The organism is Nostoc sp. LEGE 12447 (assembly GCF_015206985.1).
GTDB lineage: Bacteria > Cyanobacteriota > Cyanobacteriia > Cyanobacteriales > Nostocaceae > Nostoc.
This window is the reverse complement of sequence record NZ_JADEXT010000081.1, coordinates 1-15,344: the sequence shown is the minus strand read 5'-3', so window position 1 is coordinate 15,344 and position 15,344 is coordinate 1. Positions and strand designations below refer to the sequence as shown.

The window sequence follows — 15,344 nt, the reverse complement described above, 5'->3', positions numbered from 1 at the left end:
TTAATCCCTTATCCCAGCTTTTCAAAGACCGCGAACATAGGCAAATACATTGCTAGCAAAATAGTTCCAACCATCCCACCTAAAACTACAATCATCACTGGTTCCAAAATACTAGTCATTGCTTTTACTGCTTGCTCAACTTCATCTTCATAGAAATCAGCAACTTTCATCAACATTGCATCTAGTTCTCCAGTTTCTTCTCCAATACTAATCATCTGAATTGCCATAGCCGGAAAAACGGCATCTTTTTGTAAAGCAAGACTAATCATACCTCCCTGTTGAATCTCCATCCGAGCTGCGTCTATGGCATTGGCAATCACTTGGTTTCCTGATGTATCTCTGACAATTTCCAAGCAAGTTAAAATTGGTACGCCTGAACGAGTCAAAGAACCAAAAGTCCGGCTAAAACGGGCAACTGAAGATTTTTGAATTAAGTCACCAAATAATGGCATTTTGAGGGAAAGACGATCGATTGTGATGCGGCCAACAGGAGTTTTACCGTATTGTGTAAAAGCAATTTTCGCTCCTATAAGAATGCCTAGAAGTACGAAAGCACCCGGACTTCTCAAAAATTTACTAGCATCCATCAAAAATTGCGTTAGAGGTGGTAATGAGATTCCGATTTCTGTAAAAATCTTTGCAAAAATGGGAATAAGAAAAATGGTCATACCGAGAAAGATTGCAACTGCTATAAAACCCACAACACTTGGGTAAGATAATGCTGATTTAATTTGGTTTTGTAGACGAGCAACATCTTCTAACAACTTAGCTAAACGATTCAATACTTCATCTAGAACACCACCCACTTCACCAGCTTGAATCATACTCACATATAACCCATCAAAGCAGTCAGGATGCTTCCGCATTGCCTCTGAAAGGTTCATTCCACTTTGAACATCAGTGCTAATCTCAACTAGGGCTTGTTTGAGTTTAGTATTACTACACTGTTCAGAAAGTACCCCTAAACTTCTAACGATCGCAACTCCCGCATTCATCAAAACGGCAAATTGACGGGAAAAAACTGCTTTGTCTTTCACAGAAACCTTAACTAAGGAATTCTGGAATTTTTTGAAGGCAATATCTGGTTGAAATCCTTGAGATTGCTTGAGTTCTTGGATTACAAAACCTTGATCTCTCAGATTAGTACGGGCTTGTACTAAGGATTCGGCAACAATTTTTTCTGTTCGAGATTTTCCTTGCGAATCCCGAACACGGGCAACAAAGTTTGGCATAAATAAATTCAAAATAGTTGTTATTCGTTGGGCATGGGGAGTGGGGAGTTAGGAGTTAGGAGTTATTACTCTTTGTTCCCTTTTCCCGTTATCTCCTTCATCTCCCTAATTCCTTTAATGGGCTTTGGCCGCTGTACCAGGTTTTGCACCTGCGCCTGCTTGCGGTGTAGAATTCCCGATGAGACGTTGGATTTCATCTGGCTTAGAAGTTTTAGACATCGCAGCTTCAAAGGAAATCGTTCCTGATTTATAAAAATCGGCTAAAACCTTCTCCAGAGTTTGCATCCCCAATTTGCCACCAGTTTGAATAGCTGAGTAAATTTGAGATGTTTTGCCTTCTCGAATCAGGTTAGAAATAGCGGGAGTGACTATCAGAATTTCTTGAGCCATCACCCGACCATATTCACCAGGTTTAGGGTTTTTCTTGGATACCAAAGTCTGGCTAAATACTCCTACTAATGAGTTAGATAACTGCACCCGCACCTGCGTTTGTCTTTCATGAGGGAAAACGTCAATAATCCGATCAACAGTTTGGGCGGCGGAACTGGTGTGGAGAGTACCAAATACCAAGTGTCCTGTTTCTGCTGCGGAAATCGCCAAAGAAATCGTTTCCAAATCGCGCATTTCTCCCACCAGAATAATATCTGGATCTTCCCGCAAAGCTGCTTTCAAAGCGTTAGCAAAGCTCTTAGTATCTTCACCCAGTTGTCGTTGGTGAACCAAGCTTTTAATTGGTTCGTAGACAAATTCAATTGGGTCTTCCACCGTTAAAATATGCTCTGCCTTGGTGCGGTTGATCAAGTCAATCATTGCCGCTAGGGTAGTTGTCTTGCCGGAACCTGTAGGGCCTGTCACTAGAATAAGTCCTCTGGGCTTATCGCACATTTCCCGCACTATATCTGGCAGACCTAATTTTTCAAAGTTAGGAATCTTAGAACTTAATGCCCGTAAACAAGCGGCATAAGCACCACGTTCTTTATAAACATTCACCCGAAAGCGAGCCAAACCCTTAACACCATAAGAACAATCTAATTCCCAGGTCTGCTCTAAGGTTTTACGCTGGGTGTTGTTGAGCATACTAAAAATCAGCCTTTGACATTGATCGGCTGTCAATACATGCTCACCGATGGGAGTGAGTTTGCCACTGATGCGGAAGTAGGGAGGCAAACCTGCGGATAAATGCATATCCGAGCCACCCAGTTCAATCAACTGTTCCATCAAGTCTTCAATCATCATTTCCATAGTTCTGCTTCCTTTTAATGTTTATTGTTTGTCCTTTGTCATTTGTCTTTTGTCATTTGTTTAAAGTTACGAAGCATCAACTAATGACTAATAACCAATGACTAATGACTAGTCTCAAAATCGAGATGTCATACAGTAAGGACAATCCAGCCATTCTTGTTTCAATGTGGCATCACAACTGCGGCAGGTAAGGCCAGTCTTGCGTTTGGCTTTTAACTCTGCTTCCAAACCAGTATCAGTAAATGTCACTCGTTCTACTTCTTCTAGAGTGGTGGAACCCTCGCGCACTAAGTCCAAACTATAAGCCAGCAAGGTTTTCATACCCTCTTCTATTGCCACCTCCTTGATGCGTTCTGTGGGTGCATCTTCGTTGATGAGAGTTTGCAAGTTTTCGGTGACTCGCATGACTTCATAAACACCACAACGCCCTTTGTAGCCGACACCATTACATTTTGAGCAAAGCTGATTTTTGGTTTTGGCTTCAGCGATCCCATCTAATGTCAAGGTGTTAGCCTTATAGAAGGTGACTCCGACATCAGAAGAAGCTGATAGACCATAACGAGCCAGTTCCTCGGTTGTAGGAGTGTAGGGAATACGACATTCAGAACATACACGCCGCACCAAACGTTGAGCTAGAACGCCAATTAGCGAACTAGAAACCATGAAAGGCTCAATTCCCATTTCTCCCAAACGAGCGATCGCTCCTGGGGCATCATTGGTATGTAAAGTAGTTAATACCAAGTGACCGGTCAAGGCAGCCTCAATTGCTGTTTTTGCCGTTTCCTTATCCCGCGTTTCACCCACCAGTAGCACGTCTGGATCTTGCCGCAAGAAAGCCCGCAGAGCAGTAGCAAAATCCAGCCCCTTTTCCCGAATTACCTGTACTTGAGTAATCCCTGGAAGACTGTACTCAATTGGGTCTTCCACAGTACTGATATTAATTCCGGGATCATTCTTTTCTGAGAGTGCAGAATACAACGAGGTTGTTTTCCCGGAACCAGTTGGCCCAGTTACCAAAATTAGCCCAAAGGGACGGCTAACCATATCCTGAACAATATGTAAAGTCTCTGGATCGGTAATTAACTTATCTAATCCCAGTTGGGTGGAGGAGTTATCCAAAATCCGCAGTACCACCTTTTCCCCGTAGCGGCTGGGCAAGGTATTCACCCGGAAGTCAACCTTACGTCCCTCAAACATCCGCCGGATACGTCCATCTTGGGGCATACGGCGTTCAGCAATGTCTAGATTTGAGATGATTTTAAATCGGGCTGTCACCGCCGGGATAATTTTTTTCGGTAGGGGATCGAAAGCTTCCTTCAGTACCCCATCCTTCCGAAAGCGAATGCGTAAGTTTTCTTCTTGTGGTTCGATGTGAATGTCAGAAACGCCCTCATGCAAAGCTTTAGCCAGAATTCTGTTGACTAGGTTAATGACTGGGGCATCCTCTGCACCCTTCATCGCTGCTCCTAAATCAGCCTCCATTTCTTCAGGAGCATCTGCAAGATCAAGATTTCCGAGGTTTTCTAAATCCTGATTAATATCTGTAAACTTTTCTTGTTCCAGGTGTTTTTGCCGAACAGCCATTTCATCCAGATATTGGTTGATTAGCTGCTGGTAGTCTTCCTGTGTGATCACCATACGCTGTAATGCTAGCCCTTGGGGACGCAAGATGCGGTTCAGGTCATCGGAAGCTTCTAGATTATCTGGAGCGACCATCGCCACTAAAACTGAGGGCGGGGTTTGGTCTTCGTGTTTCGATAGTGGTACTAAACGATGGCGACGGCAGATATCCACTGGGATGAGGGTTTCAATCAGGTTCCCCATCATCGTGTTGCCAATGGAGTTGACTTCCGGATCGAGGAATTCAACACCGTATAGTATTTTAAGTTCAAATAGCTGCTGTTTTTTGTATTGCCTGAGCAACTCAGGTGATAGTTGTTGCCCAGTAATTGACTCTAGTACTTCCGTTAAGGGTCGGCCAGATTTGCGGCTTTCAATTAATGCCTGCCTCATCTGTTCGGTATTGACATAGCCAGATTGCACTAGCTTGTTGCCAAAGGGCGAAAACTCTGTTCTGGTAGTTAGAGCGGTACTGCGCCGTTGTGGTGACGAGTAAGTCATAAATGAGCGAATGAGTAGGGGAACCTCTGCTTAAAGTATTCCCAGCCTGTGAGATAGAATTCTCATTTCCCAAAAAAGTCCTGAGTTAAGTCGCTTGCTTTACCAAAGGAGTACGCTCGGAGTTCAAAATGACGCTTTCTACGAGACGCTAAAAGCGTAGCTTGCAACTCTTATAGAGTATGCGCGCTAACTAATGCTGCGCTAACAAAATTAAAGATACTGCTTTCTGCCACTCTTCCAAATTACTTACTCCTAGAGGTAGACTACTCGTTCGGGTTCCCGCCTTAATAGTGCCTACGCGAACGTGTTCACCATTTGTCACAATAAGAAAATGGTTATATCACTTCCAGAAACTTGTCGGCAAAAAAATCAGCCTCAGTTGCAAGTCGTGGATGACGACGGTTGCAAACAATGGAGATACACTGCCATAAATAGCAAGCATCTGGAATGAGTGGACAATGATGGATGAAAATAAACAGATAAACAATACTAGCCAGCAATTGGGTGAACCAACAGAGGTAAAGCAAGCAATGAAGAGTGACTTCCCAGCCCAAATTAATTTCAATGAATCTGATAGCGAGGTGACAGAGCAAGTGTCAGCCCAAACTAATGTATCGGGAGATGCAGCTACTTTCAATCCAGAAACTGGTGTTGCTGCAACCGAGAACACTGGAGTGGAAACGGCAGCTTTGGCAGAACTCACTCAACAAATTGAGTCTCTCAAAACGCAGCTAGAAGAGCGTAGTACTCAATATATGCGGATTGCTGCTGATTTTGAGAATTATCGGAAACGCACTAGCAAAGAAAAAGAAGAGCTAGAGACGCAGATGAAGCGGAACACGATTCTAGAATTGCTGCCAGTGGTTGATAATTTTGAGCGGGCGCGATCGCACCTCAAACCTCAATCTGATGGCGAAATGACCATGCACAAAAGCTACCAAGGCGTTTACAAACAATTAGTAGATAGCCTGAAGCGGTTGGGTGTGTCACCAATGCGTCCTGAAGGTCAAGAATTTGATCCTAACCTGCACGAAGCAGTAATGCGGGAACCTACGGATGAACATCCTGAAGGAACAGTGTTAGAAGAGTTAGTGCGCGGATATTACTTGGGCGAACGTGTGCTACGCCATGCAATGGTCAAAGTAGCTGCTCCAAAGGAAGATACACCTTCTACGGAGGAAGATCAGTCGAGTCAAGCCTTCAGTTAAGCTGTAGTCGCTCGTCTCGCTGACCAAAAGTGCCTGGGTTCTAGCAAGGACGAGCATCGCGTACCTAAAACTTGGACAAGGCTTTGGATAACTTTCTGTGTTTCAACTTCCTCTTGCTAACAGCAAAATGGGTTCCACAGACGTTATCCGCTAGCCTTAGTTCGGAGCTAAAAAGTTAGTCCGCGACATATTACAGCAGGAAGACTCAGTAAAAATACTGGCGAATATGGGAAAAGTTATTGGAATCGACTTAGGCACTACTAATAGTTGCGTCGCAGTTTTGGAGGGCGGTCAACCACTGGTGATCTCCAATTCTGAAGGTGGACGAACTACTCCAAGTATTGTGGGATTTGGCAAGAGTGGCGATCGCTTGGTTGGTCAATTGGCAAAGCGTCAAGCCGTAACCAATGCCGAAAACACAATTTACAGTATTAAACGATTCATCGGGCGGCGTTGGGAAGAGACTGATATAGAACGCGATCGCGTCCCCTACAACTGTGTCAAAGGTCGAGACGATACCGTTGATGTCCAAATCCGCTCAAAAAATTATACACCACAAGAACTATCCGCCATGATCCTGCAAAAGCTTAAGCAGGATGCGGAAAACTTCTTGGGTGAAGAAGTCACTCAGGCAGTGATCACCGTACCTGCATATTTTACAGATGCTCAAAGACAAGCTACTAAAGATGCAGGCACAATTGCAGGATTAGAAGTTCTGCGAATCATCAATGAACCAACAGCTGCGGCTTTAGCTTTCGGATTGGAAAAGCAAGACCAAGAGCAGCTAATTTTAGTATTCGACTTAGGAGGCGGTACTTTTGACGTATCGATCCTGCAACTTGGGGATGGCGTTTTTGAAGTTAAGGCGACTTGTGGTAACAACCACTTAGGTGGAGACGACTTTGATAATGCGATCGTGCTTTGGCTGATGGAACGCTTTCAGCAAGACGAAAAAATCAATCTTTCCCAAGATAAGATGGCACTGCAACGCCTACGGGAAGCAGCAGAAAAGGCGAAAATTGAACTCTCCAGCATGGTTAATACCTCCATTAACCTGCCGTTTATCACATCTGATGAAACTGGTCCAAAGCATCTGGAAATGGAACTCAGCCGCTCTAAATTTGAAGAGCTTGCAGGACAATTAATTGAAGCCACCATCGAACCGATGATCCAAGCACTCAAAGATGCGGATCTCAAACCATCAGCCATAGATCGGATTATTTTAGTAGGTGGTTCTACCCGAATTCCCGCAGTCCAAAACGCGCTAATTAAGTTTTTCAATGGCAAAGCTCCCGATCGCTCTATCAACCCTGACGAAGCGGTAGCATTGGGAGCAGCTATCCAAGCAGGGGTCTTGGGTGGGGAAGTCGATAATCTTTTATTGTTGGATGTTACCCCCCTGTCTCTGGGAATTGAAACCTTGGGTGAAGTATTCACCAAAATTATTGAACGCAACACCACAATTCCTACTAGTAAGTCACAAATTTTTTCCACAGCAGTTGATGGGCAAACCTCGGTAGAAATTCATATTCTCCAAGGTGAACGGGCAATGTCACGGGATAACAAGAGTCTTGGCAAGTTTCTGCTAGCAGGAATTCCCCCATCGCCCCGTGGTGTGCCACAAATTGAAGTATCTTTTGAAATTGATGTCAACGGCATCCTGAAGGTTTCTGCCCAAGACAAAGGCACAGGTAGAGAACAGAGTATCAGGATTACCAATACAGGTGGCTTGAGTACTAACGAAGTTGAACGGATGCGCCAAGAGGCCGAACTATTTTCTGAAGAAGATAGAAGACGTAAAGAACTGGTTGAACTCAAAAACCAAGCAGATAATCTGTTGTTCAGTTACGAATCTACGATTAAGGATAATAGCAACTTTATCGGCGAGCAGATGAAGACTTTGGCTAGTGAAAAAGCTTTACAACTCCAAGCTGCAATGATTGACTCCGGTATCTCGACTGTGGAGTTTAAGCAGCGCTTAGACGACTTCCAACAAACACTGTTTGCAATTGGTGCTGATGTCTATAACCGAGCTAACAGCCAAACAGATGAGATTGAGGAGGCTTCAGCTAGTCTCTTTACCCCAGAAGTAGACTCACCAATGAACGGTACACTAATACCACAATTCAACTTTGATTTTGACGAAGAAAGTACCGCACAGGTTGATTATGAGGCGATAGATTAGGGATTGGGTAATGGGTAATGGGTAATGGGTAAAAAGGGGACAAGGTGACTTGAGTGAGAACTTACAACAAATCTTTCTTTCTCCTTGTCCCCAATTATCCTTGTCCCCTCTTCCCAATTCCCAATTCCCAATATCCTAAGTTGCAGATTTTTATTAAGACATTTTAATATATCTAATATTGATTGTAGGTTTAGCGAAGTTTCACAAGACCCCTGGGGTTTGCTAGATTGTAGAGGCAAATTACTGCCAGGCAGTATCCCGATTCAGATGCGATCCAAAGCATAAGGGTGGTTTTCCACACCGAATGGTGCGGCTAGCACCTCTGGTTAATGGGCGGGGTTTTCCTCTCCTACGTAGCACAATTGTAAAAGAGACAACCGACTCGGCAGTGATGAAGTCTGAGCAGCGGCTTTCCCTGATCATAACTTCTATAGCTTTTGTCGTCTCCCACGAGGAAAGCACCTGTTGCTCAAGATTTGTCGGTGATTTTTGTAAAAGGTAAAGGTTAAAATCAGTTATTAACAAAAATTAATTTTACCTTCTGCCTAACCTCCGGCAAATCGCCCTTTAAAGGATAGTGTGTTGCTCTTACATACTCTGTAAAGCAAAATGCCTTACCGTAAAGTAGCAAGTGACCGTGAGTGACGTTCTGCTGACTTCTGCTTTCTTCCTTCTAACTTTTACCTTTGCTATATGGCCCGCGACTATTATGAAATCCTGGGTGTCTCTCGTGACACCGACAAAGAAGAACTCAAGCAAGCTTATCGCCGTTTAGCCCGGAAGTATCACCCAGATGTGAACAAAGAGCCGGGGGCGGAGGATCGCTTTAAAGAAATTAACCGCGCTTATGAGGTACTCTCGGAACCAGAAACCCGCGCTCGTTACGATCGCTTTGGGCCAGAGGGTGTGTCAGGTGCTGGCGCTGGCTTCCAAGATGTCGGCGATATGGGTGGTTTTGCCGATATTTTTGAAAGCATTTTTAGTGGCTTTGCTGGCGGTATGGGTAGTCCCACGCAACAAAGACGGCGCAGTGGGCCTGCGAGGGGCGATGATCTGCGGCTAGACCTGAAGTTAGACTTTCGGGAAGCGGTATTTGGTGGCGAAAAAGAAATTCGTATTTCACATTTAGAAAATTGTGAAGTCTGTAGCGGTTCTGGTGCTAAACCTGGAACCCGCCCCCGGACTTGTTCGACTTGTAGCGGATCGGGTCAAGTCCGCCGTGTCACTAGAACACCCTTTGGCAGTTTCACCCAAGTCTCGACTTGTCCCACCTGTAATGGGACAGGGATGGTAATCGAAGACAAGTGTGATGCCTGTGATGGGAAGGGCGCAAATCAAGTCACCAAGAAACTCAAAATTACCATTCCAGCTGGGGTGGATAATGGCACTCGCTTGCGGATTTCTAGTGAAGGAGATGCCGGTCAACGTGGTGGTCCTCCTGGGGATTTATACGTTTACTTGTTCGTAAATGAGGACGAAGAATTCCAACGGGATGGGATTAATATTCTTTCGGAAATCAAAGTTAGCTACCTACAAGCGATTTTAGGTTGTCGGTTAGAGGTAGATACGGTAGATGGCCCTGTAGAACTGATTATTCCAGCTGGAACTCAGCCAAATACGGTAATGAAGTTAGAAAATCGCGGCGTACCTCGCTTGGGTAATCCTGTCAGTCGTGGGGATCACATGCTGAACGTATTAATTGATATTCCCAACAAAGTAACCCCAGAGGAGAGGGAACTTTTGGAGAAGCTGGCTAAAATTAAGGGAGATCGTACTGGTGAAGGCGGTCTAGGAGGATTTTTGGGAAATTTATTTAAGTAATGATGCCCTCTTCTCTGTTAACTCCCGATGCTCAACTTGATTTACGTGGCACTCCTTGCCCAATTAATTTTGTCCGGACAAAACTACGTCTGGAAAAAATGCAATTGGGAGGTTTGCTAGAAGTCTGGCTAGACCCAGGTGAGCCAATTGAGCAGGTTCCCGATAGCCTGATAATGGCAGGTTATGTGGTGGAACAAATTACAGACTGTACTAATTATTTTTCTCTGTTAGTGCGTCGTCCAGTTGCTGGCCAATGACAGGGGAAAATTTTGCTGAAACTGGACAGTTATTGGGTACGGTGCTTGCTGTACAGGCTAATTTTTACCGAGTACAGCTGGATCAAGAGCAGGGGGAGATGAGGGAGATGGGGGATCAAGATTCTCATCTTCCTTATCCCCCTCTCCTCCTCTGTACTCGCCGAACACGGCTGAAAAAAATCGGACAACAGGTGATGGTAGGCGATCGCGTTGTGGTTGAAGAGCCAGATTGGGCTGGAGGACGAGGAGCGATCGCTGATGTCTTACCCCGTCACAGCGAATTAGATCGTCCAGCGATCGCCAATGTCAACCAAATTTTATTGGTATTTGCCGTTGCCGATCCACCTTTGGAACCTTATCAACTGAGTCGGTTTCTGATTAAGGCTGAGTCTACTGGCTTGGATGTGCTTTTATGTTTGAATAAAAGTGATTTAATTTCACCACAGGAACAGCAGCAAGTTAGCGAGCGCCTACTTGGTTGGGGCTATCAACCAATATTTATTAGTGTCAAAGATGGTATAAATACTGACCAAGCAGGCAGATATTTAAGCGATAAAATTACTGTCATTGCTGGGCCTTCCGGAGTTGGTAAATCCAGCTTGATTAATACGCTAATTGACTCGGCAAAGTTGCGAGTAGGAGAAGTTTCTGGCAAACTAGCTCGTGGTCGTCATACTACTCGCCATACAGAATTATTTGAGTTGCCTAGCGGTGGAATGCTTGCTGACACTCCCGGCTTTAATCAGCCGGATATGGATTGTATACCAGAAGAATTAATCCATTATTTCCCAGAAGCAAGAAAACGGTTAGCAGTTGCTAGCTGTCGGTTTAGTGATTGTCTGCATCGAGACGAGCCTGAGTGTGTGGTGCGGGGAGACTGGGAACGATATGAACATTATTTAGAATTTTTGGATGGTGCGATCGCTCATCAAACTCAGCTGCACCAACAAGCCGATCCAGAATCCACCATGAAGTTAAAAAGCAAAGGCAAAGGGCAGAGTCAATACGAACCCAAGCTAGAAAGTAAAAAATATCGCCGAATTTCCCGCAAGACTCAGTTACAGGACTTGCAGGAATTATATCGCGATGAAGAATAAGGAGTGCGATGTCTACGACGGGATGTGCCTAGCCTACGCACTTCTATATAAAGGAAGACTTTACTTTGTCGGCTTTTTGGGCGATCAGTGCAACACTCATCTGGCTGCAAGTCTTGATCCAATATGTAATTGTTCGGGTTTCTGGGTTGCGGGAATCACAGGTTTGTGAGTTTAAAGGCTGACTGGCAAACTTTGGGTTAGCACTTACCCGCAGTATCCCTCTTTTGTCACTTTCCGGGAGGGCGATTGCCAGAAGCCTCATGAGGCAATCAATACAAGCTATCCTATTAGAAAAAAATGGGTCTTGTATTTGTGATTAGAAAATAATCGTGCGTAGGCGTAATCGCCTGCTATGCAAAAGCTCTAGAATTCAGCAATAGCAAATATATAAAAATTATTATTGCAAGATTATCTCATCAGATTTGGATTTATGATTTGCGATCGCGTAGCGTAAAGCCTTCTCTTCTCCTTCTCCTGTCGGAGACGCTGCGCGAACAGAGACGCTAACGTGTAGCTTGCTTCTACGAAGTGGTAGGAGAGGTTTGTCTACGATATCTTTAAGCACTATTACTTATTGACAAATTGTTCGTGATTCTAAACTGTCACTGATGCTCTTGAAGTAAACTCTCCCAGAAGGAGACACCAAAAGCGATCAGTAAAAACTGCCTCTGTTAGTAAACCTGAGTAAATATTTTCAGTACAGGCTTATACAATAAGCAAATAGGCAGGTTTTACAACTAGTTAACAACAACACGCAGTGGGTGCATAACGGCATAACATTGTTGTGTACGTACACACACTATCTTTAACTCAATTGAAAACTATTCTTACGATCCCCATAAAGTCTTAAAATATTGTTAATTTCAGCCAAACCTCTCGACCTTCAACTTACAAGTATCACCCCAAAATCACTATGTCTATCGGCTACGTCGCGCTTGTACTCCACGCACATCTGCCCTTCGTTCGTCACCCGGAAAGTGACTACGTGCTGGAGGAAGAATGGCTCTATGAAGCCATCACAGAAACCTACATTCCATTATTGAAAGTATTTGAAGGCTTAAAGCGAGACGGTATCGACTTTAAAATCACGATGAGCATGACACCTCCTCTCGTGTCAATGCTTCGCGATCCTCTGCTTCAAGAACGCTATGAAGCACACTTAGCCCAACTAGAAGAACTTATAGCACTAGAAGCAGAACATAATGTAAACAACGGGCATCTTCGTTATTTAGCCGAACATTACGCTACTGAGTTTAGCGAAGCGCGTCAGCTATGGGAACGCTACAACGGTGACTTGGTAACAGCTTTTAAGAAATTCCAAGACAGTAACAACCTGGAAATCATCACCTGTGGCGCTACTCACGGCTATTTGCCCTTGATGAAAATGTATCCAGAGGCGGTGTGGGCGCAAATCCAGGTAGCTTGCGAGCATTACGAGCAAAACTTTGGACAAGCACCCAGAGGAATTTGGTTGCCGGAATGTGCCTACTATGAAGGTTTAGACCGGATGCTAGCCGATGCGGGGTTACGCTACTTCCTCACAGATGGGCATGGCATTCTTTACGCCCGCCCCCGTCCGCGCTTTGGGACTTATGCGCCAATTTATACAGAAACTGGTGTTGCTGTTTTTGGTCGAGATCATGAATCTTCCCAACAGGTATGGTCTTCTGAAGTGGGCTATCCTGGAGCGGCGGAATATCGAGAATTTTACAAAGATTTGGGCTGGGAAGCAGAATATGAGTACATCAAGCCCTACATCATGCCCAATGGTCAACGGAAAAACACGGGCATTAAGTATCACAAAATTACAGGGCGTGGCTTAGGGCTATCAGATAAGGCACTCTACGATCCGTATTGGGCTAGGGAAAAGGCAGCAGAACACGCTGATAACTTTATGTATAACCGAGAGCGGCAATCTGAGCATCTCTATGGTATAATGCAGCGTCCGCCAATTATCGTTTCGCCTTATGACGCAGAGTTATTTGGGCATTGGTGGTATGAAGGCCCCTGGTTCATCGATTACCTATTCCGCAAATCGTGGTATGACCAAAAAACATATCAAATGACCCATTTAGCAGACTATTTGCGAGATCAGCCAACTCAGCAAGTCTGTCGTCCTTCACAGTCGAGTTGGGGTTTCAAGGGTTTCCACGAATATTGGTTGAACGAAACCAATGCATGGATTTATCCGCATTTGCACAAAGCTGCTGAAAGGATGATTGAAATCTCGCATTTGGAACCAGAGGATGAATTGCAGTGGAAAGCGCTTAACCAAGCGGCGCGGGAACTGCTATTAGCACAATCTTCTGACTGGGCATTTATTATGCGGACAGGAACAATGGTACCCTATGCAATTAGACGGACGCGATCGCACCTGATGCGCTTCAATAAGCTCTACGAAGATGTGAAAGTTGGCAAAGTTGACAGTGGTTGGTTGGAAAAAGTCGAGTTAATGGATAATATCTTCCCCGAAATCAACTATCGCGTCTATCGTCCGCTATAGTCTCACAAAAAATAATCAACAGCAGTAGGGTGGGCATTACTCACCCTATATTATTAGCTAAAAGCTATCTGGATCAATATTTAATTCTCGGAGTTTAGCAGCTAATCTTTGCGCTTTTTCTTCTGCGGCTTGTCGTGCAGTTGCTTCTTCTTCATGAGTTAGCAGTGTTTGACCTGTAGCTGGATTGTAAAAACGTAGTTTTCCTGCTTCCAGGCGTAACTCTAGCCCCAAAACTTCACTGGGTACAGATACTGTACCATCTGGCAGGATATTGGCTGCCACTGGGAAATAATTTCCATCGACCAACTGTAAACCCTGAAGTTGGGGATTGAGATAATCGCCTGTGGGGTCATATTGGAAATATTCACGTACTCCCAGAAAGGCGTAAATTCCTTTCTTTGCACCTTGGTCTTTGCTGCGGGTGGTTTTTGAGGTAATCTCTAGAACAAAATCTGGGGTTTGATTATTTTCTTCCCAGGTTTTGTAAGAGCGTCTGTCACGGTTTTCCACTCCAAAGACTACAAATACATCTGGGGCTACGACTGATTCTGGATAACCTTTTTCGTAGTAAATAAATAGATTACCAGCGACGTATACATCTGGATGATTTTGAAAATAAATTTCCAGCACAGTGGTAGCGTATACGAGACACTTGCGCTGTAAATCACCTTCAGCCATCGGCCTACCATCCTCATCTGGGTACTCAATCGGGGTAACGGGGATATACTCTACTGAGGCTGTCATGGTCAGATACCTCAACTTAACTAGGGCTAGATTCAATAATATCGCTCAAAATCCTATCGCCATGATTTGGGGGCTGTGAAATCATCAAAAATTCCAAATTACAGTCGCTTTCATTGAGCATCTGATGAGGAACATTAGGCGGAATTTCTACACCTTCATGTTGAGAAAGTACTTGATGGGAACCATCGATTTCTAAGGTTGCCTTTCCAGATAAGATAAAGAAAAACTGGTGTGAGCGCTGGTGATAGTGTCTGAATTTTGAGGCTCCTGGCGGCATAAGTTCTTGAATCACGCTCAACTCTGGTTGCTTAACAAGATGCCAGCCATGACAGTTATTACTCCACAGATAATGCTCGGCAGTTTGTTTGTTTGTTAATCATTTGCTGTGCGTTTCAAGTTTTGGGTATCAAAAAGTCTGCCATCTATTACAAGTAAATGCAGCCATTCGTCTATAACTACATCATCTAGTAAATTATCCATTTCATCGCTCATGTCTTGAGTATAAGGAATTAGCTCAGAAGGGTTCTGCATAGCATCTTTCATCAAAAGTTAAGGAAAAGGCTCATCATAATACCCTCATCTTCATCAACATTATTGGTTTATTTTTGCTTTGAACTGAGCGTAAAACTCTTTGGGAGCCTCATCGAAATACTTAAATAGAGCAGGGCAAAGCCATCCTTCCCGATCTAAATCTGCACTGTAATACCAGTTACCTCCATATTCTTCACGCCGCCAGTCAAACTTGATCTGATAGCCAGGAAAGGGAGATGCTGAAAATACCAAACTGAACCCTGACTCTGCATTTGGAATCTGTGCCACCATTCTTTCGATAATTTCGTCTGCCCCTGCCACGAAAGGTTCTCTAACTAGACCTACATTTCCATCGTCAAACACCCACATCTCGCCGAACTTATAGGGATGAATAACCATGATT

General features: G+C 44.3%; 15 protein-coding genes. 7 read left to right on the top strand and 8 right to left on the bottom strand.

Annotated elements, in window-relative coordinates; all coding sequences use genetic code 11:
* Positions 1–8: 8 nt before the first annotated feature.
* From IQ274_RS34785 to IQ274_RS34775, 3 genes are all read right to left on the bottom strand, one after another.
* Positions 9–1,232 carry a type II secretion system F family protein gene (locus tag IQ274_RS34785; RefSeq protein WP_194145044.1) on the bottom strand — a complete coding sequence of 408 codons (1,224 nt, stop codon included), beginning with the start codon at positions 1,230–1,232 and terminating at the stop codon, positions 9–11.
* Between the two features lie 114 nt (positions 1,233–1,346).
* The gene (locus IQ274_RS34780) at positions 1,347–2,474 is read right to left on the bottom strand and encodes a type IV pilus twitching motility protein PilT (RefSeq protein ID WP_194145043.1); all 1,128 of its coding nucleotides are present in this window, start codon (positions 2,472–2,474) and stop codon (positions 1,347–1,349) included.
* Positions 2,475–2,588: 114 nt separating this feature from the next.
* Positions 2,589–4,595: a GspE/PulE family protein gene (locus tag IQ274_RS34775; protein WP_163928135.1), complete on the bottom strand. Its 2,007-nt coding sequence runs from the start codon at positions 4,593–4,595 to the stop codon at positions 2,589–2,591.
* Between the two features lie 458 nt (positions 4,596–5,053).
* Between IQ274_RS34775 and grpE the strand changes: the two genes are divergently transcribed.
* The 6 genes from grpE to IQ274_RS34745 all read left to right on the top strand — a co-directional run bounded on the left by grpE (position 5,054) and on the right by IQ274_RS34745 (position 11,332).
* Entirely contained in the window at positions 5,054–5,803 is a 750-nt protein-coding gene (gene grpE, locus IQ274_RS34770) for a nucleotide exchange factor GrpE (protein ID WP_163928137.1), read from the top strand.
* A gap of 226 nt (positions 5,804–6,029) precedes the next feature.
* Entirely contained in the window at positions 6,030–7,988 is a 1,959-nt protein-coding gene (gene dnaK / locus IQ274_RS34765; RefSeq protein ID WP_163928139.1) for a molecular chaperone DnaK, read from the top strand.
* Between the two features lie 693 nt (positions 7,989–8,681).
* Positions 8,682–9,809: a molecular chaperone DnaJ gene (dnaJ, locus tag IQ274_RS34760; RefSeq protein ID WP_114080201.1), complete on the top strand. Its 1,128-nt coding sequence runs from the start codon at positions 8,682–8,684 to the stop codon at positions 9,807–9,809.
* Positions 9,809–10,066 (top strand): sulfurtransferase TusA family protein, encoded by a 258-nt coding sequence (locus IQ274_RS34755; RefSeq protein ID WP_194145042.1) that lies wholly within the window; start codon positions 9,809–9,811, stop codon positions 10,064–10,066. The genes dnaJ and IQ274_RS34755 overlap by 1 nt, the downstream gene beginning before the upstream one ends.
* Positions 10,063–11,163, top strand: a complete 1,101-nt coding sequence (gene rsgA, locus IQ274_RS34750; RefSeq protein ID WP_194145041.1) for a small ribosomal subunit biogenesis GTPase RsgA — start codon at positions 10,063–10,065, stop codon at positions 11,161–11,163. Before IQ274_RS34755 ends, rsgA begins: the two co-directional genes overlap by 4 nt.
* Positions 11,153–11,332 (top strand): hypothetical protein, encoded by a 180-nt coding sequence (locus IQ274_RS34745; RefSeq protein ID WP_194145040.1) that lies wholly within the window; start codon positions 11,153–11,155, stop codon positions 11,330–11,332. Before rsgA ends, IQ274_RS34745 begins: the two co-directional genes overlap by 11 nt.
* Positions 11,333–11,560: 228 nt before the next feature.
* Here the strand turns inward: IQ274_RS34745 and IQ274_RS34740 are convergent, their stop codons facing one another.
* Positions 11,561–11,728 (bottom strand): hypothetical protein, encoded by a 168-nt coding sequence (locus IQ274_RS34740; protein ID WP_163928149.1) that lies wholly within the window; start codon positions 11,726–11,728, stop codon positions 11,561–11,563.
* Positions 11,729–12,076: 348 nt separating this feature from the next.
* On the opposite strand from IQ274_RS34740, the gene IQ274_RS34735 reads away from it, so the two are divergent.
* The gene (locus IQ274_RS34735) at positions 12,077–13,666 is read left to right on the top strand and encodes a glycoside hydrolase family 57 protein (protein ID WP_163928151.1); all 1,590 of its coding nucleotides are present in this window, start codon (positions 12,077–12,079) and stop codon (positions 13,664–13,666) included.
* Positions 13,667–13,723: 57 nt separating this feature from the next.
* On the opposite strand, the gene IQ274_RS34730 is transcribed toward IQ274_RS34735, so the two are convergent.
* The 4 genes from IQ274_RS34730 to IQ274_RS34715 all read right to left on the bottom strand — a co-directional run bounded on the left by IQ274_RS34730 (position 13,724) and on the right by IQ274_RS34715 (position 15,343).
* A complete protein-coding gene (locus IQ274_RS34730; protein WP_163928153.1) occupies positions 13,724–14,410 on the bottom strand; it encodes a Uma2 family endonuclease in 687 nt (228 codons plus the stop codon).
* 16 nt (positions 14,411–14,426) lie between these two features.
* A complete protein-coding gene (locus IQ274_RS34725; RefSeq protein ID WP_322745443.1) occupies positions 14,427–14,702 on the bottom strand; it encodes a cupin domain-containing protein in 276 nt (91 codons plus the stop codon).
* 80 nt (positions 14,703–14,782) lie between these two features.
* On the bottom strand, positions 14,783–14,941 hold the full coding sequence (locus IQ274_RS34720) for a hypothetical protein (RefSeq protein WP_194145039.1): 159 nt from the start codon (positions 14,939–14,941) through the stop codon (positions 14,783–14,785).
* 60 nt (positions 14,942–15,001) lie between these two features.
* Complete coding sequence (locus tag IQ274_RS34715; RefSeq protein ID WP_322745442.1) at positions 15,002–15,343, bottom strand: DUF6717 family protein; 342 nt, start codon at positions 15,341–15,343, stop codon at positions 15,002–15,004.
* Position 15,344 lies beyond the last annotated feature (1 nt).

Bases quoted from the DNA above. Each gene is read 5' to 3' on its own strand.
- IQ274_RS34780 (WP_194145043.1), bottom strand. From the start codon at position 2,474: ATGGAAATGATGATTGAAGACTTGATGGAACAGTTGATTGAACTGGGT.
- IQ274_RS34785 (WP_194145044.1), bottom strand. From the start codon at position 1,232: ATGCCAAACTTTGTTGCCCGTGTTCGGGATTCGCAAGGAAAATCTCGA.
- grpE (WP_163928137.1), top strand. From the start codon at position 5,054: ATGATGGATGAAAATAAACAGATAAACAATACTAGCCAGCAATTGGGT.
- IQ274_RS34775 (WP_163928135.1), bottom strand. From the start codon at position 4,595: ATGACTTACTCGTCACCACAACGGCGCAGTACCGCTCTAACTACCAGA.
- rsgA (WP_194145041.1), top strand. From the start codon at position 10,063: ATGACAGGGGAAAATTTTGCTGAAACTGGACAGTTATTGGGTACGGTG.
- IQ274_RS34755 (WP_194145042.1), top strand. From the start codon at position 9,809: ATGATGCCCTCTTCTCTGTTAACTCCCGATGCTCAACTTGATTTACGT.
- IQ274_RS34735 (WP_163928151.1), top strand. From the start codon at position 12,077: ATGTCTATCGGCTACGTCGCGCTTGTACTCCACGCACATCTGCCCTTC.
- IQ274_RS34730 (WP_163928153.1), bottom strand. From the start codon at position 14,410: ATGACAGCCTCAGTAGAGTATATCCCCGTTACCCCGATTGAGTACCCA.
- IQ274_RS34745 (WP_194145040.1), top strand. From the start codon at position 11,153: ATGAAGAATAAGGAGTGCGATGTCTACGACGGGATGTGCCTAGCCTAC.
- IQ274_RS34720 (WP_194145039.1), bottom strand. From the start codon at position 14,941: ATGCAGAACCCTTCTGAGCTAATTCCTTATACTCAAGACATGAGCGAT.
- dnaK (WP_163928139.1), top strand. From the start codon at position 6,030: ATGGGAAAAGTTATTGGAATCGACTTAGGCACTACTAATAGTTGCGTC.
- dnaJ (WP_114080201.1), top strand. From the start codon at position 8,682: ATGGCCCGCGACTATTATGAAATCCTGGGTGTCTCTCGTGACACCGAC.